Origin of the sequence: Butyrivibrio sp. (assembly GCF_017940685.1) — a bacterium.
Classification (GTDB): domain Bacteria; phylum Bacillota; class Clostridia; order Lachnospirales; family Lachnospiraceae; genus Butyrivibrio.
The window spans coordinates 1-23,398 of record NZ_JAGAYD010000062.1; the positions used below are offsets into that span (position 1 = coordinate 1).

The 23,398-nt window shown below is 42.1% G+C and carries 29 protein-coding genes; 28 read left to right on the forward strand and 1 reads right to left on the reverse strand.

Translation table 11 applies throughout. The annotated features are described in order from the left end of the window. Positions 1–162 precede the first annotated feature (162 nt). The 27 genes from J6I68_RS04405 (at position 163) to J6I68_RS04535 (ending at position 21,044) form a co-directional block, all read left to right on the forward strand. Positions 163–372: a hypothetical protein gene (locus J6I68_RS04405; RefSeq protein WP_028247324.1), complete on the forward strand. Its 210-nt coding sequence runs from the start codon at positions 163–165 to the stop codon at positions 370–372. Between the two features lie 15 nt (positions 373–387). Further along, positions 388–1,263 carry a hypothetical protein gene (locus J6I68_RS04410; protein ID WP_158342015.1) on the forward strand — a complete coding sequence of 292 codons (876 nt, stop codon included), beginning with the start codon at positions 388–390 and terminating at the stop codon, positions 1,261–1,263. 11 nt (positions 1,264–1,274) lie between these two features. Then, positions 1,275–1,832 (forward strand): hypothetical protein, encoded by a 558-nt coding sequence (locus tag J6I68_RS04415; RefSeq protein WP_090154175.1) that lies wholly within the window; start codon positions 1,275–1,277, stop codon positions 1,830–1,832. Beyond that, positions 1,816–3,072: an ATPase, T2SS/T4P/T4SS family gene (locus J6I68_RS04420; RefSeq protein ID WP_292217813.1), complete on the forward strand. Its 1,257-nt coding sequence runs from the start codon at positions 1,816–1,818 to the stop codon at positions 3,070–3,072. Before J6I68_RS04415 ends, J6I68_RS04420 begins: the two co-directional genes overlap by 17 nt. After that, complete coding sequence (locus J6I68_RS04425) at positions 3,069–4,187, forward strand: hypothetical protein (protein ID WP_292217815.1); 1,119 nt, start codon at positions 3,069–3,071, stop codon at positions 4,185–4,187. Before J6I68_RS04420 ends, J6I68_RS04425 begins: the two co-directional genes overlap by 4 nt. Next, positions 4,144–5,091 carry a hypothetical protein gene (locus J6I68_RS04430; RefSeq protein WP_292217817.1) on the forward strand — a complete coding sequence of 316 codons (948 nt, stop codon included), beginning with the start codon at positions 4,144–4,146 and terminating at the stop codon, positions 5,089–5,091. Before J6I68_RS04425 ends, J6I68_RS04430 begins: the two co-directional genes overlap by 44 nt. Positions 5,092–5,101: 10 nt before the next feature. Continuing rightward, positions 5,102–5,944 carry a type II secretion system F family protein gene (locus tag J6I68_RS04435; RefSeq protein ID WP_292217819.1) on the forward strand — a complete coding sequence of 281 codons (843 nt, stop codon included), beginning with the start codon at positions 5,102–5,104 and terminating at the stop codon, positions 5,942–5,944. A gap of 13 nt (positions 5,945–5,957) precedes the next feature. Further along, positions 5,958–6,377 carry a DUF4320 family protein gene (locus J6I68_RS04440; protein WP_099391002.1) on the forward strand — a complete coding sequence of 140 codons (420 nt, stop codon included), beginning with the start codon at positions 5,958–5,960 and terminating at the stop codon, positions 6,375–6,377. A gap of 9 nt (positions 6,378–6,386) precedes the next feature. Further along, positions 6,387–6,965 carry a hypothetical protein gene (locus J6I68_RS04445; RefSeq protein ID WP_292217826.1) on the forward strand — a complete coding sequence of 193 codons (579 nt, stop codon included), beginning with the start codon at positions 6,387–6,389 and terminating at the stop codon, positions 6,963–6,965. After that, a complete protein-coding gene (locus J6I68_RS04450; protein ID WP_292217829.1) occupies positions 6,965–7,675 on the forward strand; it encodes a hypothetical protein in 711 nt (236 codons plus the stop codon). Before J6I68_RS04445 ends, J6I68_RS04450 begins: the two co-directional genes overlap by 1 nt. Before the next feature lie 142 nt (positions 7,676–7,817). Then, positions 7,818–8,393, forward strand: a complete 576-nt coding sequence (locus tag J6I68_RS04455; RefSeq protein WP_292217830.1) for a hypothetical protein — start codon at positions 7,818–7,820, stop codon at positions 8,391–8,393. A gap of 65 nt (positions 8,394–8,458) precedes the next feature. Further along, positions 8,459–9,028: a hypothetical protein gene (locus tag J6I68_RS04460; protein WP_292217832.1), complete on the forward strand. Its 570-nt coding sequence runs from the start codon at positions 8,459–8,461 to the stop codon at positions 9,026–9,028. An 80-nt stretch (positions 9,029–9,108) separates the two neighbouring features. Further along, positions 9,109–10,497, forward strand: coding sequence for a hypothetical protein (locus tag J6I68_RS04465; protein ID WP_292217835.1), 1,389 nt, complete (start codon positions 9,109–9,111; stop codon positions 10,495–10,497). 152 nt (positions 10,498–10,649) lie between these two features. Further along, positions 10,650–11,531, forward strand: a complete 882-nt coding sequence (locus J6I68_RS04470) for a DUF6033 family protein (protein WP_292217838.1) — start codon at positions 10,650–10,652, stop codon at positions 11,529–11,531. Positions 11,532–11,544: 13 nt separating this feature from the next. Then, the gene (locus tag J6I68_RS04475) at positions 11,545–12,189 is read left to right on the forward strand and encodes a hypothetical protein (RefSeq protein WP_292217840.1); all 645 of its coding nucleotides are present in this window, start codon (positions 11,545–11,547) and stop codon (positions 12,187–12,189) included. Between the two features lie 125 nt (positions 12,190–12,314). After that, a complete protein-coding gene (locus tag J6I68_RS04480) occupies positions 12,315–13,163 on the forward strand; it encodes a DUF6033 family protein (protein ID WP_292217842.1) in 849 nt (282 codons plus the stop codon). 262 nt (positions 13,164–13,425) lie between these two features. Further along, positions 13,426–13,830, forward strand: coding sequence for a hypothetical protein (locus tag J6I68_RS04485; RefSeq protein ID WP_292217843.1), 405 nt, complete (start codon positions 13,426–13,428; stop codon positions 13,828–13,830). After that, positions 13,823–14,185 (forward strand): IS66 family insertion sequence element accessory protein TnpB, encoded by a 363-nt coding sequence (gene tnpB, locus J6I68_RS04490; RefSeq protein ID WP_292217845.1) that lies wholly within the window; start codon positions 13,823–13,825, stop codon positions 14,183–14,185. The genes J6I68_RS04485 and tnpB overlap by 8 nt, the downstream gene beginning before the upstream one ends. A gap of 284 nt (positions 14,186–14,469) precedes the next feature. Then, on the forward strand, positions 14,470–16,122 hold the full coding sequence (gene tnpC, locus J6I68_RS04495) for an IS66 family transposase (RefSeq protein WP_292217848.1): 1,653 nt from the start codon (positions 14,470–14,472) through the stop codon (positions 16,120–16,122). Positions 16,123–16,256: 134 nt separating this feature from the next. Beyond that, on the forward strand, positions 16,257–17,213 hold the full coding sequence (locus J6I68_RS04500) for an immunoglobulin-like domain-containing protein (RefSeq protein ID WP_099391017.1): 957 nt from the start codon (positions 16,257–16,259) through the stop codon (positions 17,211–17,213). An 11-nt stretch (positions 17,214–17,224) separates the two neighbouring features. After that, positions 17,225–17,500 carry a hypothetical protein gene (locus J6I68_RS04505; protein ID WP_292217853.1) on the forward strand — a complete coding sequence of 92 codons (276 nt, stop codon included), beginning with the start codon at positions 17,225–17,227 and terminating at the stop codon, positions 17,498–17,500. Between the two features lie 12 nt (positions 17,501–17,512). After that, the gene (locus J6I68_RS04510; RefSeq protein WP_292217855.1) at positions 17,513–17,668 is read left to right on the forward strand and encodes a hypothetical protein; all 156 of its coding nucleotides are present in this window, start codon (positions 17,513–17,515) and stop codon (positions 17,666–17,668) included. 44 nt (positions 17,669–17,712) lie between these two features. Further along, entirely contained in the window at positions 17,713–17,928 is a 216-nt protein-coding gene (locus J6I68_RS04515; RefSeq protein WP_292217856.1) for a hypothetical protein, read from the forward strand. A 10-nt stretch (positions 17,929–17,938) separates the two neighbouring features. Continuing rightward, positions 17,939–18,166 carry a hypothetical protein gene (locus J6I68_RS04520; RefSeq protein WP_292217858.1) on the forward strand — a complete coding sequence of 76 codons (228 nt, stop codon included), beginning with the start codon at positions 17,939–17,941 and terminating at the stop codon, positions 18,164–18,166. Positions 18,167–18,184: 18 nt separating this feature from the next. After that, positions 18,185–20,074: a helix-turn-helix domain-containing protein gene (locus tag J6I68_RS04525; RefSeq protein WP_292217860.1), complete on the forward strand. Its 1,890-nt coding sequence runs from the start codon at positions 18,185–18,187 to the stop codon at positions 20,072–20,074. A gap of 212 nt (positions 20,075–20,286) precedes the next feature. Next, the gene (locus J6I68_RS04530; RefSeq protein ID WP_292217861.1) at positions 20,287–20,478 is read left to right on the forward strand and encodes a hypothetical protein; all 192 of its coding nucleotides are present in this window, start codon (positions 20,287–20,289) and stop codon (positions 20,476–20,478) included. A gap of 110 nt (positions 20,479–20,588) precedes the next feature. Then, positions 20,589–21,044: a hypothetical protein gene (locus J6I68_RS04535; RefSeq protein WP_292217863.1), complete on the forward strand. Its 456-nt coding sequence runs from the start codon at positions 20,589–20,591 to the stop codon at positions 21,042–21,044. 303 nt (positions 21,045–21,347) lie between these two features. Here the strand turns inward: J6I68_RS04535 and J6I68_RS04540 are convergent, their stop codons facing one another. Then, positions 21,348–22,658, reverse strand: coding sequence for an IS30 family transposase (locus J6I68_RS04540; protein WP_292217864.1), 1,311 nt, complete (start codon positions 22,656–22,658; stop codon positions 21,348–21,350). A gap of 374 nt (positions 22,659–23,032) precedes the next feature. Between J6I68_RS04540 and J6I68_RS04545 the strand changes: the two genes are divergently transcribed. Beyond that, the gene (locus J6I68_RS04545) at positions 23,033–23,278 is read left to right on the forward strand and encodes a hypothetical protein (protein WP_292217867.1); all 246 of its coding nucleotides are present in this window, start codon (positions 23,033–23,035) and stop codon (positions 23,276–23,278) included. Positions 23,279–23,398: the final 120 nt, after the last annotated feature.

The window sequence follows — 23,398 nt, forward strand, 5'->3', positions numbered from 1 at the left end:
GGCTTCATACAAAAACCTATAAACCTCGAATCGTGAAAAATCACGGTTCGGGGTATTTTTTTGCAAATTTTTAAAATCCTGTTTCGGATTAGCAAGGCTCATGTCCCACATAACTTACGAAGGGCGAAGGATGTCCTACCAAAACGAAAGGAGAAAACGGATATGGGCTATACACATGCAATCGACTCACTTAAAGGAGTCCTCATCACACTGGGTACCTCAATCGGCGCAGTTATGCTGGTTTACGGCGGCATCAAGTTTGCAATGGCTTTTCGTCAGATGGATCAGCAGGGCGAGCACCAGGCAGTTTACTCGGTGGTAGCAGGCGGCGTGCTTCTTGGGCTTGGAGCACTCGTGGCAGTTTTAACTTAAAAAGGGAGGTTTGTGATGGAAACAGTTGTAAAAGCACTCTATAACGCTTCCTTCACTATCTGGAACACCCTGATGGGTCTTGCCATGACGCTATTTTCCACAAGTCCGACGAGTGCGGCAGGTGGCTCACCTTACGGAACGGTGCATTCGCTTTATAACAGCATCTCAGCAGCTACCATTCCCATAGCCACCTGCTTTTTCGTTATAGCGATCTATAAATCGGTGGTAACTTCTCCGCCGGAACAGCAGGCGCAGCGGTTTTTAATGGATGCGGTCAGATACTGCATCATCCTGTTTGTCGCAGCGCATCTGTGGGAAATCCTTGGCTACATCATAGAGTTTTCAGATGGTATTACATCAAGCCTTGGAACGGCAAGCGGCTACACCCTTTCGATGGGAGGAGATTTGGAGAGGATTATCCATGACTCATTAGAGCTTCCGGAGTTTGAACTTTCGGGAGAGTGGATAGGAAAACTCTTTGAAGCGCTTGGCTGCGCAGCACTTCTTTTAATCGGCGGGGTAGTCCTTGTACTTGTGATGGTTGCCAGTTGCCTTTCCATTATCAGTTCTGCATTTCAGAGAATCTTAAAGCCACTTATCATCATGCCTTTTGCTGGGATAGCGGTAGCTATGGGAGCAGGAGGTCATGAGATTGGAAGATCAATGCTTCAGTTTTTAAAGACCTTCTTTGGCTTTTGCATCTCTGGAGCAATGATGGTGGTCATCATAAAGACAGGCTGTACCTTATGTACAGACCTTGTAAGTGCAGGGCTTTCCGGTGGAAGTGATATTGAAAACTGCATCATGATGACGGTTCAGGCATCTATCACACCGATTGTGATCGCAGGCCTTGTAAGAGGAACAGATTCGATTATAGCAAGGATGCTGTAGGAGGTTTAGTTATGGCACAGATGGAAAGAAACGTAAATTTAGAGGAAATAGACTCAGATGCGCTCTTTGGGATTGATGCATTAAAAGGTCAGAGCATCTTGCAGAAGATCATCTTCTTTACCTGCCTTGGAGCAGGGATTGTAGCAAATGTATGCATGCCGATGTTTCTTGGAACACCAAGAGCGGTATGTATCTTCATATTTCTTGGGCTTATCCTTATCGGCATTGCCTTTGGATGTAACTATACCCAGGACATGACATACGGAAAGTACATGTACTGCTACTTTTTTAAGCCGGTAAAGACCTTAAGGTATGAATCTACAGAAGATATCGGGCGCATCAAGAAAAAGGCAGAAGAGCTTAAAAAGGAAGAGGAGCTGCTTCTTAGAAAGGAAAGGGAGGCAGATCCGAAAGCACAAAGAAAGCTCCTTATTAAGCTTCTTGCATTTGTTCTTGTCCTGGTAATAGCAGTCGTATCAGCACTTATCTATGTAAAGGCTGTGCGTCCTGTAAGTTACCACCATGAAGTAATAGAGGAAACGGAGGTAAACAGTGAACAGGGAAACTGAACTTAGAACCCTTGCCCTAACCCTTGTAGAAGAGTTCTACGAAAACCAGGGGCAGGGAGTCTTAAATAACTTAAACAAAAGAACATACGGAAACCTTTCATCCGATAAGGATAAGGTTTTGCAGAGCATAAGGGTGAGCCTTTCTGATTTTCAGGATGAAAACGGAAATGAGATGACAGAGGAAGATAAAGATATGGTGCTTTCCTTTGTAAATAAGGAAATCTGGGGATACGGGCTTATTGATGAGCTTATCCACGATAAGACCATATCTGATATCAAGATCCATGATGCGAACCATATCAGAATTAAGCGTGAAGGAAAAAGGGAGAGCAGCACTATAACATTTCCGTCAGAGGAAAGCTATGAGAGGTTCGTAACAAGACTTTTAGAGCGAAACAAGGTAAATCTTGGTACGGCAAATGCTATCCAGACCTTTACCGATGCAGATCAGGATGACTTTATCCTGCGTCTTGCAGTCATAAGCGGTCTTTTAATTGTCGGAGGAAGTCCCTGCGTAGTCATTAGAAAGATTCCGAAGGATAAGTATTCTCTTAAGGAACTTGATGAGATGGGAATGTTTTCAGACCAGGTGGCAAAGAGCCTGTCGGAGGAAGAGATTACGGACTTTTATATCTCAGAGGATAAGTCAGAGTTTGATATCCTCTTACACCGCATGATCAGGGGCAGAGGCATCCTTTTTACTGGAAAAGGTGCATCCGGTAAGACAACGCTTATGAATGCCTGTCTTGAAAAGATCCCTGAAACAGATTCTGTCATGATCTGTCAGGAGAATGCAGAGCTTTTTGACCTGCATCATCCGGATTTAATTGCCGCTCATGTCATGGTAAATGGCGGAGATAGTAAAGTCAGCTATAACCTTGGAGACCTTACAAGAGTAGCACTTCTTGTAGACCTTGACAGGGTAATCGTTGGAGAGGTTAAGGAAGGATCAGAAGCTGCCGGACTTTCAAAGGCTTCTATGACAGGACATAAGTGCTGGACATCTGTACACGGCGAAAGCTGTGAGATGGCAGTAGAAAAGATGGCAGATTATATCTCACAGGCAACAGGCTATGGAAACAGGGAAGCATTAAAGCAGCTTCTTGGTTTTGAGTATGTGGTGCATCTTAGGAATTTCCGTGTGGATGAAATCGTAAGGATCATGGACTTTGACCATGAAAAAGGAAAGCTCGTACTTGAAAAGGTTTATCCCTTCACGAAGGAGAAGGAGGCAGTATGAAAAACATAGTAGCGGCAGTACTTGCAAGCGTGCTCTCTTTTTCCTTAACGGGCTGCAGCGTGTTTCAGACTTTAGAGGGACAGACTGAGGATAAGCCAAATGAGTACTCAAATGTCTATGAGCTTTCGAGCGGCAAAGCTTATGTCTGGGAGCATGAGGGAGAAACAGATATCAGAAATGATTTATCTCAGGACAGGGTAGGAGATCCGGTATTCTTTGCCTGTCCATTAGGGGATATCAACTTTAAGGGAGATGAACTGTCAGACATTGACCAGTATCCAAGAAGTATCTGGATCCCGTCAGATATAGATGATCAGATCCCCACTGTAACCAGTAAGAATGCCCTTATCTATATCTCAGATACTACAGTTCCGGAGGAGATCATCTTTGAAAGGTTTGCTGATTACGGGTGTTCCATCGGAGTATCAAACATGGAAGCTGATGGAGGCGGACACTATTTCATAACTTACGCAGAGACGGATGAAGATGATTACAAATACTACGTGGATATGAAATCAGAGGCGGCTCAGGTAACAGAGTTTGATACTATAGCTCGTCTTTACCTTGATAAGGTAGGCGGCATGGAAGTAAATGAGGAAACCGTATCAGATGGTGGAACCGTAATGAATCTTGAAAAAGATAAATCCTATATCTGCGAGTTTTACACAGGCACCTTTTATCAGGACTTTAAGTTAAAAGCCAACATCCATAGCTTTGGAAAGCTTGAGCGGTTTGTCTGTCATGATTATGAGTTCTTACATGCCAACTGTATAAAGATTGAGATCCCGGATTGGTTTAAGTCAGGGTACTACTTCGTACAGGGCGTGGGGCTCTTTCGATATGTGACGGATGAAGACCTTTTAGCCTATAACGGGAAGGCGTATGATCCGGACATTAACTGGAATGATCCTATAAAGCAGTATGACGAGTACGGAGTCTGCATCTTTGATCCAAGCCTTGACATTAATTATGAAGATATAGAAAAGAATTCCGATCCGGGGCTTGATGAGTCAGAGATTGTAATAGGGGCAAGTCCTGAAGAAGAGGAAGAAACAGAAGGGAGTGAGATAGATGAATCCAGTGAGGATAGCACTTTGGATAGTGATAGCAATTAGTGTTTTTATTGTAAGCCTCATTATCCATAAGGAGTTTTTAAAGCGCAGCATCTTTCAGGAAATCTACGGAAAGTATAAAGGAAACCTTGAAAAGAAGGTAAAGGAAGAGAACTGGTTTGTATCAAAGTATGGAGTGATCGAAAACAGGAGCTTTCTATATAAGATTGACAGGCTGATCACCATGAGCGGACTAAAGAAGACATTTCCGCACCTGTCGGGAGAGGTCTTTATAGGGATATTGTTTATAAGCCTTATTACTACAGCGATTTTGGTATCTAACCTCGCAGGTAATGTATTCCTTGGACTTTTCGTTGCTCTTGCAGTAGTTACGGCAGAGTTTCTGGTGGTGATCTTTTTATCTGGAAGAACCTACAACCAGATCGAAGAGGATACGAGCCTTTTTATTTCAATACTAAGTAACCATGCAAAAGGAAGCTCAGATATCGTAACCATTATGACAAGGACTCTTCCAAGTATGGACGGTCCCATAAGAGAGCTAATAAAGAAGTTTTTACTTGATGCAGAAAAGACCGGGGATATCGACATTGCCTTTGATGTAATGAAGGAATCTGTAGATAACAGAACATTTCAGACCATCATTGTGAATCTTAAGAACTGTATGCACTATCAGGCAAATTATGAAGAGGTGTTACAGCAGATGATGAATCAGGTGGCGGAAGCCATGAGCGCAAGGGAAGAGAGAAAGAACATCCTCTTTTCCATGAAGATCACTCTTGTGTCTATATCCATCATGAGTGTCATTATTGTAGCTCTTATCGGAAAGGGTATCGGAGTAGATGTAAAGGCGATACTTACAGGAAACATGGCAGGCCAGTTCATTTTGTTTATCACAGGTCTTTTGTATCTGTTTGTAACCACAAAGCTCTTCGGAGTGGATAAGTAAGGAGGAGAAGATGATAGTAGGACTTTTATTATTTTTAATCTTTGCACTTGTCTTTACTACGATACAGACCCTTCTTCTTAGAAAAGAGGGATCAGATAGTAAGACCTATGCAAAAGAGCAGCTTGAAAATCTTAAGAAAGGCAGGCACTTTCAGGAATTTGTCCTCAGAAAGCAAATAAAGCTTAAAAAGTACGGGGCAGATATTTTTGTAAGAGACGGAATCCTAGTGTCCCAGTGGTATCTGTATAAAGCGCTTTTTGCTTCTGTAGCGGGAGTGATCACCTTTTTACTATCTGTAAAGGTCTTTCATGCAGATGCAGGGTACATTATCACAGCGGCAGTTACGGCTTTTGCCTGGTTTTTCCTTGATCTGTATCTGTCTTTGGAAAACAAGCAGAGTAATGAAGCCATGATGCCGGATATCTGCGAGATGAGTAGATCTGTTCTTTACGGAAAGCGTGGTGGTCAGTACATCATTGATGCCATAAAGGATGCCTGCATAGTTGTTGAGAACAAGCGCCTTAAGATGGGAATGATAAAGCTTCGAAGTAACCTCGATGCAGGACGCAGTCTTGAGGAATCCTTAAACGAGTTTGAGATGTGCTTTACAACACCTGAGATTGCAAGCTTTTGTACAGTGATTAAGTCCCTGCAGACAACAGGGCATGTGGAGGAAGCTCTTAAGACTTTAGAGAATAACATCGAGCGTGGTCAGGCAGGTGTAAATAAACGAAAGTGCATCGTCCTTGAAAATAAAACGATGGTGTATGTGCTCCTTATAGCATTTGATCTTCTGATCATGATTTTATACTGCATCATCATGAAGCTACTTGATATGCAGATCGCATTTTAGGAAGGGAGGCTCTATGAGAAATCTTTTATTAAAGAAGAAAAAGGCATCAGTTATTGAAAACGTGCTTGTAAGTCTTATCAGCATCGTTATGGTCTGTGCCTTTCTTGTGATCGTTTTTGGAGCCTTTTCTTCCATTAATGATAAGTGGTCTATGAGACAGGCAGCAAGAGAGACGCTTCTTATCATGGAAACGGAAGGGTATCTAAAGCCGGAGGATGAACAGGCACTCATCCATGAGCTTGAAGGTTATGGGCTATACAATATTAGTCTTTCCGGCACCACAACAAGTGAAGTGGACTATGGAGAGAGGATATACCTTAAGATCACGGGAACCTATGATGACAATATTCTCGCATTTGCAGGTGGTATCTCGAAGGTGGCTCATCACCCGACAACCATAACGATCCATAGGCAGACCACGGCAAAGCAGTAAGGAGGGCGTATGAAAAAGAAGAAGGAAGCGACCGGTGCAATCGGATATGTGATGCTCTTTACAATGGCAATTATCATGGTCATCATTACGCTCTTTATGCTGGCAAGCAGCAAATTACAGACCATCCAGCATGATGTGGATGATGCACTGGCAGACTCAGTACTTGCAGCTCTTGTTGCAGATGATATTTACTACTTTGAGACCTGGGAAGGAACAGGTACGGCGGTAGTAAGATTCAGGGATCTTGATGAAAGTTATAGGCTCTACAGAGACTGCATGAAGGATGCCATTGAGTCTAAGAATGACTTTTACGGAAATATCCGCTATCCCACATTTATCTGTTATGAAGTAGAAGATGGGGAAGTAACCATCACAACCTTTAATGAGTCAGGCGGAAGGAGCCAGACGGTAGGGGCACTTGGAGATGTAAAAACCCCGACAGGCGAAACGGTAAAAGAAACAAGTGCCTATGGGAAGGTCACATTTGACTTACAGAGCCTTATCGGAGGCGAGCCCATAGGAAAGAGTAGAGACTTGTATTGTACTTTGGAAATCAATAGTGAAGAAAGTTACGAGGAGGCAAAATAATGTTTGAGAAAAAGGTTAATGTAAAGGAAGCCCCTAAGCAGGGTAAAAAGGAAAAGAAAGAAAAAAGGCAGGTAAAAGCACCGGGGATTGTAAAGATCGTACTTGTGCCGCTCCTTATTACAGTAGTACTTGTGGCAGCTATCTATCTTGTGATGGATAAGATGACAGAGCGTGAGACCCTTCTTAAGAATGTGGTTGTAGCCAGTCAGGATGTGAGGGTAAACGCCTATATCACACCGGATGAAGTTGATCAGTATTTTGATGTGATCCAGGTGGACGGGAACGCGGTAGCTGAGAATGCCTATACGTCTCTTAAGGACTTAAAAGAAAAGGGCTTTTATACCAATATCCCCATTGGAAGCGGTCAGATCCTTTACTCCGGTAATATCAAGCCCACAGATGCAAGGCTTGATAAATATAAGTCCGGGTATGAGGTGACAAGTATTGCAGTTTCAAACTTCGATAAGGGCGTAAACGGAAAGCTAAGAGAGGGAGCAATCATTGATGTATATGCAGTTGACCCTGCAACAGACGAACTCACTCTATATGTGGAAGATGTATACGTGGCAGGAGCATTTGATTCCTCCGGCAATGAGCTTACCACAGAGGAAGGTGTAGCCCAGAGCTTTACCGTCTATGTAAAGGCTGCCGAGATCGAAAACATGAACCGTGCGATCAACTATGGCGAGATCCATATTTATCAAAAATAAAATTGGTATTAAGAAATAATAGGATGTTGCCGATATATCAAATAGCGATGGAAGCGTGTTTTTCAATGGATTGAAGTTCGTTGAAAAATGCGCTTTTCCTTTTGAAGGAAACAAACGACGGCTCGTAATAAGGAGAAGCCCTATGAATATATTTCTTAACCCGAATCATGAAGAGCAAAAAAGGATTACAACATCCAAAGAGCTTGCCCAATATATCTTAGAAAGCGGAAATGATATAGAAAAGATGTCAGAGGAAGACCGCACTAAGATGGATGCTAAGATAACTGCCAAGCTTCAATCTGGTAAAAAGCTGTCACAGAAAGAGATGGACTATCTAAGAAAAACCAATCCCATCATGTACGCACATGCTTTGAGAGTACAGAGAATGGCAGAGGCTGTAGAGGAACAGCTAAAGCACGCAAAGAGCAAGGAAGAAGCTGACCAGATTATATCTTCTGCTCTAAGTGGCATATCAAAAAATGATCCTGATAGGGAGTATATCTTTGCTGCAGTCAATCGTATTTCGACAGAATTTCATAAATCAGGTGCTTATGAGAAACTCCCGAATACAGTTGAAGAGGGAGATAAAGAGGGAAAAGAAAGCGGAGACGTCTTTTCTGATGCGGAAGATGATGAGGGCGAAGGTTTTGACCTTAAGAACTGGAGCCCACTTAGAGAAGTATATGACAGCCTGCCCACATTTTCTGTAGGAGCGTAAATGTAAGTAGAGTATCCGGGACGCGTTGCAGTAGTAACCAGGTTATTCGCTTGAAAGGATAGTTTATGAATGTAATCGGAATAGGAAACTACGGATTAATTAACAGTAATTACGCTAAGAAAACAAGCACAGATGAAGTACAGGTTTCAACTTCGTTTGCTGATATTGTGCAGAATAAGTTTAATACAGCGGAAGGAACCATGAGCGTTGGAGAATCGCAGACTAAGGTGTATGCTGACAAGCCATTATGGCATTGGCACGATGGCCCGTTTGGATATAGTGCTGAGGTATACAAGAACGAAGGGGCCGCTTCAGAATATCTGGTAAAACTAAAATATGACAACGGAAAGGAAGAAGAACGGGTAGTTGATGCAGAAAAGGTAAACGCTTCTTCCTGTAATATGGTTGACCTGTCTGTAAGAATGTATCATTTGGAGGCGGAGGGTAAAATTGAGAATCCTGCGCCCGATTTGATAGTGGCACATTTATACTTGCAACACAGGATGCCTAATGCAAATGAGAATACCATTGTTGATTACAGAAGCTGGTTTGAGCAACAGCTTGAATTAGAACTGAATAATGATAGGAATTGGAAGAACATCAATAGATGGACGAATCTTTTAGATTATCTGTAAAAAATGCTATTTACCGCTCGGACCTTTCCGGGGAGCGGTGCAGCTCTGACTGACAGATGAGCTGCGGAAAGGAGGAGACTATGCCATTTGCAGTACAAACAAGTTATAGTCAAACATATCAGTATGGAAGATACAATTCTAAACCAGGTTATACAGATACTGCTTTTGACACAGAATTTATGGGGAAAGCGACTTCCCGAACCACTTCATCTAGTGATGGGAAGAATATCGGTATCATGACAATAGGAAGCAGAGGGTTCATTGCCGAATATGCCGGTTCTTCGACGGAGCAGGATCCGATCATAAAGGTTGGAGATTATGAGGTTCGAGTGAATGATGTTGACCCGAAGAATGCTACCGAGATAGAGATGTTCGCATTGACATCTTATATGGATGATAAGGGTCTCACAGATAATACAGGCATGAAGACCTTTAATAAGATGAGAGCATATTCATCTCAGGCTGAATATAACGGATTTTGTAATGGAATCGCTGATCCGATGGCAGCATGGTCACAAAATCGTGATTGGACTGCTATCTTACAGAATGCTAAAGAGACCTATCTTGCTATGCCCAAGGCTTATGAACATGGGTTGAAATGTCAGAATATCATAGACAGTCTGGTATCATGGAGTGATTTCAGAACATATTATAGTAATAGTACTTCAAAAACCGTAGATCTGTCGGATGCTATAAAGATGTTTGAAGATGCCAATAAGATATCAGCTCAGGAACTGAAAGAAGAAAAAGACTGGCGCGATATGTCCGCTGAAGAATGGGATAAGATGCTTGAGGGTGTTGATAATTATATTGACGCTTTTAAGGAACGTTTGCGTGAAATGAAGGAAATGCAGGACGAGGCTGCTCAAAAGGCGGCTATGGAAGCTGATCCGGAGATGAGGACAATTGCAGCATCATCTGCAGCTTTAGCTGTAGCAACGGGTTTTGATGCCGGAGCATCTTCTGAAACTGAGGAATCCGGTGAAGTTTCTGCGAAAGACGGCGTTGACCATGAAAAGAACTGGACAAAGAAGCTTAAGACCGATGATCAGACTGTTCTTATGACCGCAAAGGAAGCGCAGAAGATGGAGAGCAATGCTCTGTCAAAGTATCAGGAGATTCAGCTTGTTGGTACTACATCTGTGGGAGTGTCTTACACAAGTGCCGCTACAGAGTGCGCATCTGTTGATGAGGACGATAAAAAGGAAAAGGTCTGGACAATCACCTGTATAGGAGCAGACGGGATCAGCAGTAAAAAATGCCAGAACGGTAAAGTCCTTTCAAGCTGGGAACTAAAATACGAGTCGCCCGAAGATGCGAAGCGAGTTGATGACTTAATTGCAAGCTTCAAGAACGATGAGAACCTCAGATTTGCTGGAATGAAAGACTTTTGGACTAAGTTTTTAGGCGGAAACATATCCAAGGATGACCTTACATTTACAGGCGACGCCTGGGCTTGGATAAGGTAAAATGATAATTCTTTTCAAAAAGCCCCGGAAATTTTGTTTTCGGGGTTAATTTTTGTAAAGCTCTCTCCGATAAATAGATAGAAGATGACTATAACTGTCTTTTTGTGCATTGAAACGGATTTCAGTGTTTATCTACAAGGAGGTAGAGTGATATGGCAGGTATTAGTGGTGTTATTTCTGCATATAGGCAGCCAGATCAGATAAATAGAGGGTCGGAGCGTACATACGAATCGACTTCTTCTAAAGTTGCGTCAAGCAATTCTTCTAAGGAGAGCCAGACTTCTAAAGTTGAAACAAAAGGCTTTACTCCTATCGATACTAAAAGTTCCCTTGTACCCAAAGCAACCGAATATGGGAATACTATCGGTGATGTTAAGCTTTCCGATAAGGCAAAAGATTATTACAACCAGCTAAAGGGAAAGTTTCATAACATGGAGTTTATTGCTGTCAGCAAGGATATGAAAGCCCAGGTTCAGGCTAATGCGGCGGCTTATGGTAACGCAAATAAGATGGTTGTTCTTATTGACGAGGAAAAGCTTGAACGCATGGCTACGGATGAGTCCTTCAGGAAGAAATTTGAAGGGATTATCGCTATGTCACAGACGAAGATGGCTGAGGCAAAGAACAGTCTTACAAGTAGCGGAGCAAGTGTTAAGAACTTTGGTATGTCGGTAGATTCAAATGGTAAAGAGAACTTCTTTGCTACGGTAGAAAAATCTCAGGATCTACAGAAAAAACGCATAGAAAAGAAAGCGGCAGAAAAGAAGGCTGCAAAGCAGCAGGAAAAGAAGAAAGCAGAGAAGAAAGCCCAGGAAGAGCGGATTCAGAAAACAAAGGATAAAAAGGCAGAAAAGACAGACTCAGATAAAGAGGATGCTGAGGCTATTGATAACGAGGAATATATTACATTTGAAGCTAATTCTGTGGATGAACTCCTCTTTAAAGTTCAGAATTACTCATACAATAGTGCTGCTGGCAGAGTTATGACGGAGTCGGAGCGCATGGTTGGATCGAAGTTTGATATCAAGGGATAACGGAGGAATAAGAATGAGTGTTTCAGGTGTTGATTATTCAAGCTTTTTACATACATACGAAGCATACCGCATTCCCAAGGGGACAAAGGTACAAAATCAGGCTGGAGAAGAGGTCGTTTTATCGAATGAAGAGGATACCTTGGTTCTTACAGAGAAGGCAAGCAGACAACTTGTAAAGGATCGAAAAGATTATGTTGGAATGCTTCAGACTCAGGCTGAAATGGCTGCTGAAAAGACTCAGGAAGCTGCTACTGAAAGAATAGCAAAAGATCAGGCAAAGGCTATGGCTGTATTTCGTAGTCTGGCAAATGGAGATAATGTTCCCTCGTCAGATGAGCGTAGATTAATGGATTATGACTCTAAGTTATATCAAGCTGCAAAGGCTGCACAGGCTATGGCTCAGATGGCGAAGAAAAGAGCGGAATCAAAAGAGTCTGAATGGGATGAACGCGAGGAAGAGGAACAGAGGAAAAAAGAGAAAATACTTGGAGATGAGTCTAACGAAGCCGCTTTAGCAATAGGAAAAGGATGCCATGAGTTTAACGAGGCTATGAAAGAGAATATTGTAGAGGTAGATTCTTCAGATATTGACTTCTCATCGTTTAAAACCATGAGCCTTGGAGGCGTTACAGGCGCATATATTGATCTTTCGCTATAGACAAAAATAGATGGAAGTCAGAAAGCAAGGGATGATTTCCTTGAAAGGATACTAAGAAAGTCACGTATGTTTATAGCAAATCTTTAATAGAAATATGTAATCATTTAGTAAAGGAGGCTGATTTCATGTCAATAGGAATAAGTGGCGTATCACAGGTGGGAGCTAGCACGCAGTATGAGGCACCTGCTGTTAAATCAAGTGAAGACAAGCTTTCAAAGAAGGCACAGGATTATCTTGCAGATCTTAGAAGTAAGTATGGCGATTATGATTTTATTGTTGCCAACGACTCTGATGATAAGAAGGCGCTTGTAAAACAGAGCACAAAATCAACGTCTGTCGTATTCTCAACATCAGAGATGGAGAGAATGGCAAAGGATGAAAAATATGCAGCAGAGAAGCTAAAAAATGTAGATACAGCGGTCCGTGTTGGCAATAAGATTGCAGAAGGACAGGGAGTTACCTATGAGAAAGGCGGCGCACAGAGTTCCGGATTATATTCAATAAACAAAATGAGCAAAGCAGACAGAAGTGCTCTTGTGGATCAGCTTAAAGCAGATATGGAATCCAGAAAATCCCAGCTCATTGATCTCGTTCAGAAAACTTTATCTGGTCAGGTAGATAGTTTTGGTAAAGCATCCGATGAGAATAGCATTTGGAGAACTCTTGCAAGCGGTAAGTTTACTGTTGATGCAGCTACAAAGGCACAGGCTCAGAAGGATATTTCCGAAGACGGTTACTGGGGAGTAAAACAGACGTCTCAGAGACTGTTTGACTTTGCGAGTGCTCTTGCAGGTGATGATGTTGACAAGATGAAAGAGATGCAGGCTGCTATGGAAAAAGGCTATAAAATGGCCACAAAAGCCTGGGGAAGAGAACTCCCTAGTATCAGTAAGGATACGCTTGATGCAGCTAACAAACTATTTGACGATTACTATAGATCAAAGGAAGCACCTAAATCAGCAATAGAAGAATAAGGATATAAGGTTATATTTATCTAGATATAAAGAGCTCCGGAAACGGGGCTCTTTTGATGCGTAAAAGAATATCGTTTGTTATAATAAACCTTAAGAAACGTGATGATTTAAATATAATGCTGAAACGGGGTAAATGCTCCAACGTAGGTACCCTCCCACTCGCCTCGCTGATCTGAGATAATCTCCGTGGTATGTCCACACTCCGAAAACTATGGCCATAGTTTTCATAGTTCCCGGAGTATCAACTTTAGGAGGTTATCTTATGAGCAAATCAGCAGATCTCACCAAGCAACTTCGATATCAATGCTGGATCGAAGAAGTCAGGGCCTGTAAGGCGCGGCCTGCAGGTATGTCGGTAAAACGATGGTGCCTAGAGAATGGCATCAAAGAGCAAACTTACTATGATCACTTGCACCGGATCAAAGAGTATGCTATCGGTGCCGTTGATGAAATAGTACCTGAAACAGCGTTATCTGTCGCCGATAACGGATTGTTATCCACCCCGGCCGAAAAACCACAGACCTTTGTTGAATTGCCACTGCCGAAACCAGTAGCAAGGAACCAGCATTCCGTGAAGCTCACTTTAGGAAAAGCCACGATGGAAATCCCCGAGGACATTTCCGACGGATTTCTGATCCGATTATTCCGGGCTGCCAATCATGCTTAAGGATGCGGCCGGATTCAAGAAAGTGTATCTTGCAACGGGATACACCGACCTGCGGCGAGGAATCGAAGGGCTGGCTTCGATCGTCCGCTTTCAGTTCAACCTGGATCCGTATGACAAGGACACGATCTTCCTCTTTTGCGGCAAGCGGTGTGACAGGATAAAGGCTCTCATCTGGGAGGGAGATGGTTTCCTCTTATGCTACAAGCGTTTGGAAATCGGTGCCTTCAACTGGCCTCGGTCAGCAAACGAGGCCGTTGAAATATCAGAGGAGCAATATCAAGCTCTGATGATGGGACTGGAAATCATTGCAAAGCACCCGATCACAGAGCTGACAGATCCTCCAAAAGCAATGTAAGTATTGTGCAAAACGTAGAAAATAATTTGCCACCAAATGGCTGAAATACTGAGCCAATGGGTAGTTATCCACCTTCTGCCGGAGAAATGAGGATTGCTTTCCTACTTTTTTCTCAAAGCGGAACGGATTGTGGATAACAACTCCAAAAAGTCAAAGATTGGAATCGTTTCCTTGGCTTTTTGGAACTGTTATCCACCGTCATTTTGACGGTAAGGCGAATGCCCGAAAGTCGCATAACAGCGCTGTATTTGCTATAATTAGAACCGTTAGGAAAGGTTCTTGTTATGGCAATGATCTATACAGAAGAACAATTGAATACGATTGACAAGTCGCTGATCATTCAGTTGTTTCTTGCCGAGCAGGAACTCGTCCAAAAGCTTTCTGCGCAGGTAGAGGAACAGAATACCCAGCTCGCTCAGATGGATGAAAAGATGCAGCGCATCCTGGAACAGGTCGTTCTTTCTAACAAGGCGCGGTTTGGACGTTCATCCGAAAAGATGGATGATCCCAATCAGCTATGTTTCGCCGAAGTGGATGGCAACATCATCCTTTTCAACGAGGCAGAAGCGATCGCCGATCTTGAAGCACCCGAAGAGGATGAACCGAAAGTAAGATCCAGAGGCAAGAAGCAAGTCGGTAAAAAGGATCTGGATCTCAAGGGCATTCCGGAGATTCGCGTCGATCACTACATGACCGACGAAGAACTCACTGCTGAGTTCGGTGAAAAAGGCTGGAAACAACTCCCGGATGCGATCTCTAAACGGTATGCTTTTACACCGGCGAAAGTCGAAGTTGAGGTACATCACATCGGCGTGTATGCCGGTAAGAAGGATGAGACCCACATGGTAAAAGCAAAGCATCCCAAGGCATTGCTCCGTGGTAGCCTTGTCTCCCCAACTTTGGCAGCTGCCATCATGAACGGCAAGTATGTCAACGCGGCTCCCCTTGCGCGTATCGAGCGGGAAATGGAGCGTTATGGTCTTCCCATCACCAGACAGCAGATGGCCAACTGGATGATCCGGTTGGGCGAAGATTACATCGCCGTGATGTATGACTACCTTCATCAGCTTCTGTATGAATATCATGTCATACAGGCCGATGAAACACCGGTATTGGTAAACCGGGATGGCAGGCCGGCAGGATCGAAAAGCTGGATGTGGGTGTATCGATCGGGGTACATGCAGACAGATCATCAGATCGTTCTGTATGAATTCCAAAAGACGAGGAATACATCTCATCCCAGAGAATTCCTGCGGAATTACCAGGGAATCTGCGTTACGGATGGTTATCAGGTGTACCACACACTTGATAAGGAACTCCGGGATCTCACCATAGCAGGGTGCTGGGTGCACTGTAGGCGTCGCTTCTCAGAAGCGCAGGAGGTGCTTCCGAAGAATGCACGAAAAGGCACCGTTTCCTATCTGGTGATGAAGCAGATCCAGGCAATCTACCGGGAAGAGGGTAAGCTAAAGGACCTAACCTCCGAGGATCGATTGACGCAGCGACAAGTCGTGATCAAACCGCTTGTTGATGCTTTATTTGTGTACCTCAAACAACATGAGTCGGAAGTATCAAAATCTACCAAGCTTGGCGAAGCATTTACCTACGCGTTGAACCAGGAACCGTACCTGAGAGTGTTCCTGACGGACGGCGAGGTTCCCATCGACAACAATGCCAGCGAACGCGCGATCAGAGGTTTCTGCATCGGAAAGAAGAACTGGCAGGTGATCGATACCATAAATGGTGCAAAGACATCGGCTATGATCTACAGTATCGCAGAAACCGCCAAGGCGAATAATCTGAAGCCTTACGAATACTTCCGCTATCTACTCGAAGTCATTCCGGAGCACATGGAAGATACAAACCGAGACTTCCTTGAAGATCTGTTGCCTTGGTCACCAAAGCTCCCCGAGAGTATCCGAAAGCCACTAAAATGATACATGATATCACAGTGGCTTTAAAAAACGAAGGTACCGACTATGGAGCATTTACGAAACGGGAAATAGACAAATGAAGCTAATAGTGAGTAACAGCAAAGGAAAAATTAGGGAATAAGTTTAGAGGAGTCCGTATGAAAAAGAAAAGTATGGCATTAAGTGCGTTTATAGTCTTTTCTCTACTGATGGCAGGATGTGGCAATCAGACTCTGCCGGTAGCAGAAGGAAATAATAATCCGGAAGCAGAAAGTACGGAAGTTGTATCTGAGCCTTCAAAAGAGGAATTTGAAGCAGATAGTGTATCGGCTACAGGCCCTTATGGAGAGATATCTGTCAGTCTGCCGGGAGACTGGGATTCAGAGGAAGCTCCTGTTGACAGTGATAAGATGATGTATGGACTTTACGGACTTATTTTAAAGCCGCAGAGTGCGTCAGGTGGACAGATTGAGTTGTTCTGCTCTGATAGTTTTGGTGTATGTGGGACGGGACTATCGGAAGAAGAAACTATTCTTGGCGGAGATACAGCTCATATAGGAACTTTTGACGATCACGAGCACTGGGACTTTATTACATTTAACAATGGTAGTCCTCAGATAGTAGCACAACACACAGACTGCTCTTCGTGGACAGATGAAATGTGGGATGAGGCTATGGAAATTCTTGATACCATGAAGTTTGATACATCTAAGATCGCAGGTGGTATTGGTCAGTATATTCCAGAGTCCGAAGAAGATGCGATTGCCGTTATGATGAGTGTAACTGATGTAACGCCTAGCGGCTTAACGGTTCATTTCAGACAGTATGATAAAAGGGATACAGAAGAACTTACCTATGGTCAGTCGTACACATTGCAGGTGCAAAACGGGGATTCATGGGAAAACGTACCTATGATTATCGACAACGGAGCTTTTACAGATGAAGGATATATTCTTCCTAACGAAGGAGAAGCAGAAATGGTAACGGACTGGGAGTGGCTCTATGGAAAGCTTTCACCGGGGACATACAGGATTACAAAAACTATATCTGATAGCAGAGCCGTTGGAAATAATCCTTTGTATTTTCTTACTGCACAGTTTTATATTGCTGGATAGGAGGTGGTTTGGTGAAAGTCTACATACCAGAAGGAGACAAAACGCACCTTGGTTTTAGGTTCCCTGGACCTTTATCTGTTGATAAAGAAACAGAGTTAGTTAAGAGATTTCTTTTAGAAAAAGGCGTTGAGATTGGGAAATCCGAGATGATGCCAGAATGTGATATTTATAAGTGCAAGCTTGGCGAGTATGGCTTTGAGTTATGCGTGGACCTTGATTATGGCTGCACCATCTTAGCAGATGAAGATACAGTTGCCACTCTTGAAAAATTACTGTCTGAAGCGTAGGAGGAGCATGACATGGGATTATTTGGGCCGAAGAAGTACATATATCTTTCTGTATGCTTTGAGAGCGGCGGGAAGACATATTGCTATCTTACAAAGGATAAGTACATAAAGGTTAACGAAGTTGTAATGGTTCCGGTACCAAATGAGTCTGACAAGAATCATATGTAAAAAGTGTCCTTACAGAGATATGTCATGATTGGGGATGATGGTAGATGTCAAATGAAAAGTTTTGGATAGCATATGAATATGACCATGAGAATATGACGGCTGAACATGTTTATAGGTACAATAGAGGGCTTATGGAGAGAAAGAATCCTGACGGAACATGGCATGAAGAAAGAGAGGCTCTGTGTATATTCTGTGGTGAAGACTGGGATTATGAGGATATTACAGAGGAAGAGGCGAATCAGATAGTTGTGAAGTACTAGGGGTAATGCTATGGCAAAACTGAAAGCAGGAGATACAGCTTATATTATTGAATCCAATAGGATTATTCGAGAAGTAGAGATAAAAAACTGTTCCGGAGGCATGTATCTTATACGGTTCAAGGATTCTGGTGGTGGTATAAAAGTGAAAGAGCACAGACTATTTGTCTCTAGGGATGAGGCAGAGGCATCTATATCAACAGGAGTAAAAGCAAAAAAATCACCATATGATTATATGTAGTCGGAGGTTAAATAATGTATGGCGGGACAGGGTTATTTTGAAGACGTCATCAAAGATAGGTTTGATGACGAGATATTTAACGAATTGGCAAGCTATATTGAGGAGCATCCTCAGGAACTTGAAGGAGATTATCAGGAAATCGAAACTCCTGATGAGGCAGAACTGGATAGTTATTCTATCAAGGTTATTCATCCTACGATGGGGGACGGTGATAGGATTGACCTCGAAATATTAGTAGAGGCATCTATCTATGTTTATGAGACTATTAGAAATTACAGGCATGACGATGACACTTCTGAGTGGTATCGTCTGGAAGGCTATGTGGTTTTTGACGATGAGCTAAAGGATTTTCATATTGAAAACATTGAAAAATACTGTGGAAAGAAGAATTTATCGCGAAACAAACTCGATAACAATCTTGTACCAGTGATTCCGAAAGCTGAATTTGATAAAGCTGCTACGGAAATTCTTTCAATGTATTATCCGGAAGCATTGGCGGAACCGATGCGCATAGATGTCAATGAACTTGCAAGACGGATGGGTCTTAAGGTTGAGGAAGTTCAGATTACCCATAATGGTGGGGCGTTCGGAGAAGTATTTTTTGCTGATATGGAAACCACTTATTATGATGATGAAGTTGGAGATTATAAATCAAGACGGGTTAATAAGGGAACTATATTTTTGGATCCGAAAGTATATTTCATGCGTAATATCGGCTCCAAGAATAATACTGTTGCACACGAGTGTGTTCATTGGCATTATCATAAGAGGTTCCATGATTTCATAAGGCTTTACACTGAGAAGGGTAACTATCATTACTGCTGGACAAGAGAAAGCGCTAAAAAGAAAGACAAATGGGAACCCTTGGATTGGATGGAATGGCAGGCAAATGGAATAGCTCCAAGACTGCTTATGCCATACGAACCAGCTAAGAGGAAAGCAGAGGAACTGATTTCAGGATATAGGAATAATTCACCAGAAGCATCTGATACTGAAATCTTGCAGAGTGTGATATTTGATTTTGCAGCTTTCTTTGATGTATCAAATGTATCTGCAAAACTAAGACTTATCGACCTTGGATATGAAAAAGCCCAGGGAATTTATACATATGTCGATGACAGATTTATTGGTAATTATTCATTTAAAGAAGGAAGTTTGAAGAAGGGACAGACCTTTGATGTAAGTTTCCTTGATTTTTCCATTGCATGTATATCTAATCCCAAGCTACAGGAGCAGGTAGCAAAGGGATATTACGTATTTGTGGATAACCATGTTTGTATCAGAGACCCCAAATATGTAATGAAAATGGGCGGTCAGCTTGTACTCACTCACTACGCAAAAGAGCATATGGATGAGTGTTGTCTTGTCTTTGACAGGCAATTTGATCAAAGCCGCTATAGCACCTACGAGTATATGCAGGATGCTATGTATGCCAAGGCCGTTGCAGAATATTGTTCTATCGTATCATTTAATCAATGCCCGCTAAATGCAGAGATAGAGGATGCTGCAGAAAGACTTGCGGCTATGAAGGCAGATGCCGAATGGGAAGATGACGCATTGGATTCTATGCCGGGAAGTTTCCCTAAATCCTTGAGTTTCCTTATGGACAAGAGAGGGATTGATTCAGAAGGACTTGCAGAAAGAGTGGGATTAGAAAAGAGCCAGATACAGAGGTGGTTGCGTGGCACTGTAAGTATTTCAGTAAAAAACCTTGTTGTACTGAGCATAGGGATGAATCTTCCGCCATCAGTGAGTGAGAAGTTTTTACAATCAGCAGGTGCTCCTCTTAGAATCTCAAATCCAAACGAAATGATTTACAGAAAGATTCTGGAGACTATGTATGATTTTGATGTTGAATATTGTAATGCCCAGCTTATGGAAATGGGATTAGAAGCTCTTACAAAATAAATAAATTTTTTTAAAACACGGCGTGTTTCGAGAATATGATATTGATAAAGCGGTTTATGGAGAAAAACATCTCTGTAAGCCGCTTTTTTCGTGACACGGCGTGTTTCGAAAAGGGTATTTTATTATGCTATGCTCGTATCATCAAAAGAGAGATACAGCGCTGAACTCTTGATTATATGCAGTTTATAGAATTGTTTGCTGGAGGTGGTGGCATGTTAAAAGAGTTTAATGATAACAAATTGGTAGTTACTTGTCCCAAGTGTGGGAAGGTTCTGCTTAGGGCGGATAATGGTGATATTGAAATTATCTGCACTAATACAAAGTGTTTAAAGAAGTGGAATGTTTTTATTAAGAGTGGACAGATTCGCTATGAAGCTGTAGAAAAGCAAGAGAACGCGTCTTAATGTTTTTTTGAAAGTGTCGGTTGACTTACGCGAAGAACAATGATAATATAGTCTCATCAGATTTCGGGTAACTTACGCGATAAACAAGTCAAGAAGGAGGAATGGAACACATGGAAAGAATACAAGTTTATCCGCCGGATGATATAAAAGAACTCTTAGAGAACGAGGCAAAATTAAAGAAATGTAGTGTCAGCGAGCTAACTGTGGAGATATTACAGAAATACTATGGTAAATATTCCGAAGAGGAAAAACCTCCAGTTCAAGCGTTTTATGATGACATATTCAAAGAGGTAGAGACCTTTATTGAATTAAAAATCAAGGAAAAGGATGCGGATCCTGATAGAGACATTGAATTTGATTTGCTTACAGCTTCTGAAACCTTTAGAAAAATACACATGGTAGCAGATGGCAAACCGGCGATGAATAGAGCGACTGTAGGAAGATTGTTTTCTTCTAATGTTAAGAATGGATGGGGGATTTATAGAAGAGTTGAAGCTATAAAAAAGCCAGACGGAGAGCCTAAAAGAAGCGTTAATAGAGCACAAATGTATAGGATAACAAAATAAGAGGATGGATAAGGGATAAGATAAATCGAAAATATGTTCGTATTCATATTGATGTTTTTAGACTTAAATGAAATAGTAAATTCCAGTTTCAAAAACTTTCGATAAAATGCGGATTTAAATTCCGATTTTGCACCTTAACAACTTCATATTTTTGCCATATAATGAGCCCATAAGCACCCAGTTTCTTGTCTTTTTGCATGCTAATGGGGCACCTGGAAAATAGTGTGCGAGACTAAATTCCACATGCCTTTTGTGTAAGACTAAATTCTGGTGCAGTGAAATCTGCCTGTGCTTAAAACTATTTTATTTCAACAGGGCTGGACATAGCATTACTTCATCTGGGGCTATCAATTCTAGGCCCAATGCTTTATGAATCTTATTGTCCAGGAGTAAAAGAGATAGTTCATATGGGCTGTGCTCATTGAGACTGTCTCTTTTTTCGCTATTTATGTGATTCATCATAAGACGAACCTTATCTTGATCAAGGTCTGCAAATGAGCTTCCCTTTGGTCTTATATACCGTATGTACTCATGATTCTTCTCACAAGCTCCTTTCTGCCAAAAGCAGTAAGGATCACAGTAGAAAACAGTAGTTACCTGAGTACCATCGCTGAGGTTTTCCATGGCTTCACGAGCTGCAAATTCAGAGCCGCCATCTGTAAGTATTACAGGAAACAGCTTCTTGAAGGAATCTACACCAAGAACACTTTTAAGCCAGTCAAACACAGCCACGACGCATTCCTGAGTCTGATGATCCATAAGGAACATAAGCATCAGATTACAGTTTCGAAATGTGAAGGTTAAAATGACCTTTTCTTCACCTTTCATTCCTTCTACGCAATCCATCTCAACTACATTCATATTTGGGTTTTCTTTCATGAATTTAAGAAAATCTTCGTAGTTGTGTTCCTTGCGATAGGAACGATCTCTGGCGCTTGTCTGAGTAGCTTTCTTCCGCTTTTTGTATCTGACTGCACGCCTTAGATCTCCATTGCGTACTTCAAAAACGCTATCATTGATATAGGAGTATAGAGTTCTTCTTGAACAGCCTAATTCCTCTGCATGAGTTGCGTAAACATGTCCTATGGACTGATGTTTGTCTCTGATAAGAGGAACAAGTATATCATTCATTGCCTGTATGCTTTCAGGTGTCTGATTGATTCCGGTTCTACAGTCAACAAGAACACTGCGGTATTCATCATGAGCATACTTTGAAGAATAGAATTTCCTTGGCATGAGGCAGCTTATCTTTTTGCCACAGCCATTGCAGACATATGGAGGCTTTTTAAGTTTCTCGCATTCAGCAGTTTCATAACCTGGGCAAACATCTATGCATCTGAAATCCGGGCGACGGCATATCTTGCATTTGATACCGCACTGTTCGTCGCATAGACATACTATTTCACAGTTTTTTCTGTGAATGCATGGTGGATTGGTATATCCAGCATCAGGCCTCTCCTTGGTCTTAGAATGAAGCCTTACCTCCTTGGAAATGGTCGAAGGATCCTTTCCAATGGTTCTTGCTATTTCAGCAAAAGTTTTATTATTGGTAAGACCTTTCTCTATTTCTACTCTTTGATCATAAGTTAAGTGTTTCTGATTGCCATTATTCATAATTATCTCCAATCTGCACAGGCAGGCAATCAGCTGCCCGAACATTATATAGAGATAAATATCATAAGAGCAATATGGCAAAAATATATGTGTAAGAGTTACTTCTAGACCTCTAGAATTTACTCTTGCAAACTGGAATTAAAATATACATTTAAGTTTTGATGTTTTTAGCATAAAGATGTATATTAATAGCAGAACAAATGTTCTATATGTGATCAGCAGGAGCGTATAGCAGATAGTGCGGTTCCACATGGTTTTGTGCTATCCCACCCTCGATAGAGGAGTACAGAACATAGGCTGCTATAATTCATTGACGGATTTGTTTCCCTTTGCCGTCCATGTCATTGAAAAATAATGATGATGGAGGTGAGAAGTTGATGAAAGTTGTTACCAGGGGTAAGTTTGTTTGTTGCCCTAAGTGCGGTACCCGTGCCACAGTAACAGAAGTTGGTATGGATAGATTTATTTGTAAGAACAAGGATTGTAATGCAAGATTTGGAGGCTGGGTAGTAGATGGATTTGTCGTAACATATGAGGAAAAAAATAACGAAGACGAAGACATTCTCAGCAAGTTTGAAGCATGTAGAGGCAAGCTTCAGATACTGAATTCACTTATTTAATTGAATACTGAAATGAGGATTATCGTGACAGAACCGTAAGGTCGACGAGAAATCCAAGAGTTTGTTAAGAGCGAGATGCACTTAATCAGCTAACAAGGATGACCTTCATTAAGAAGGCAT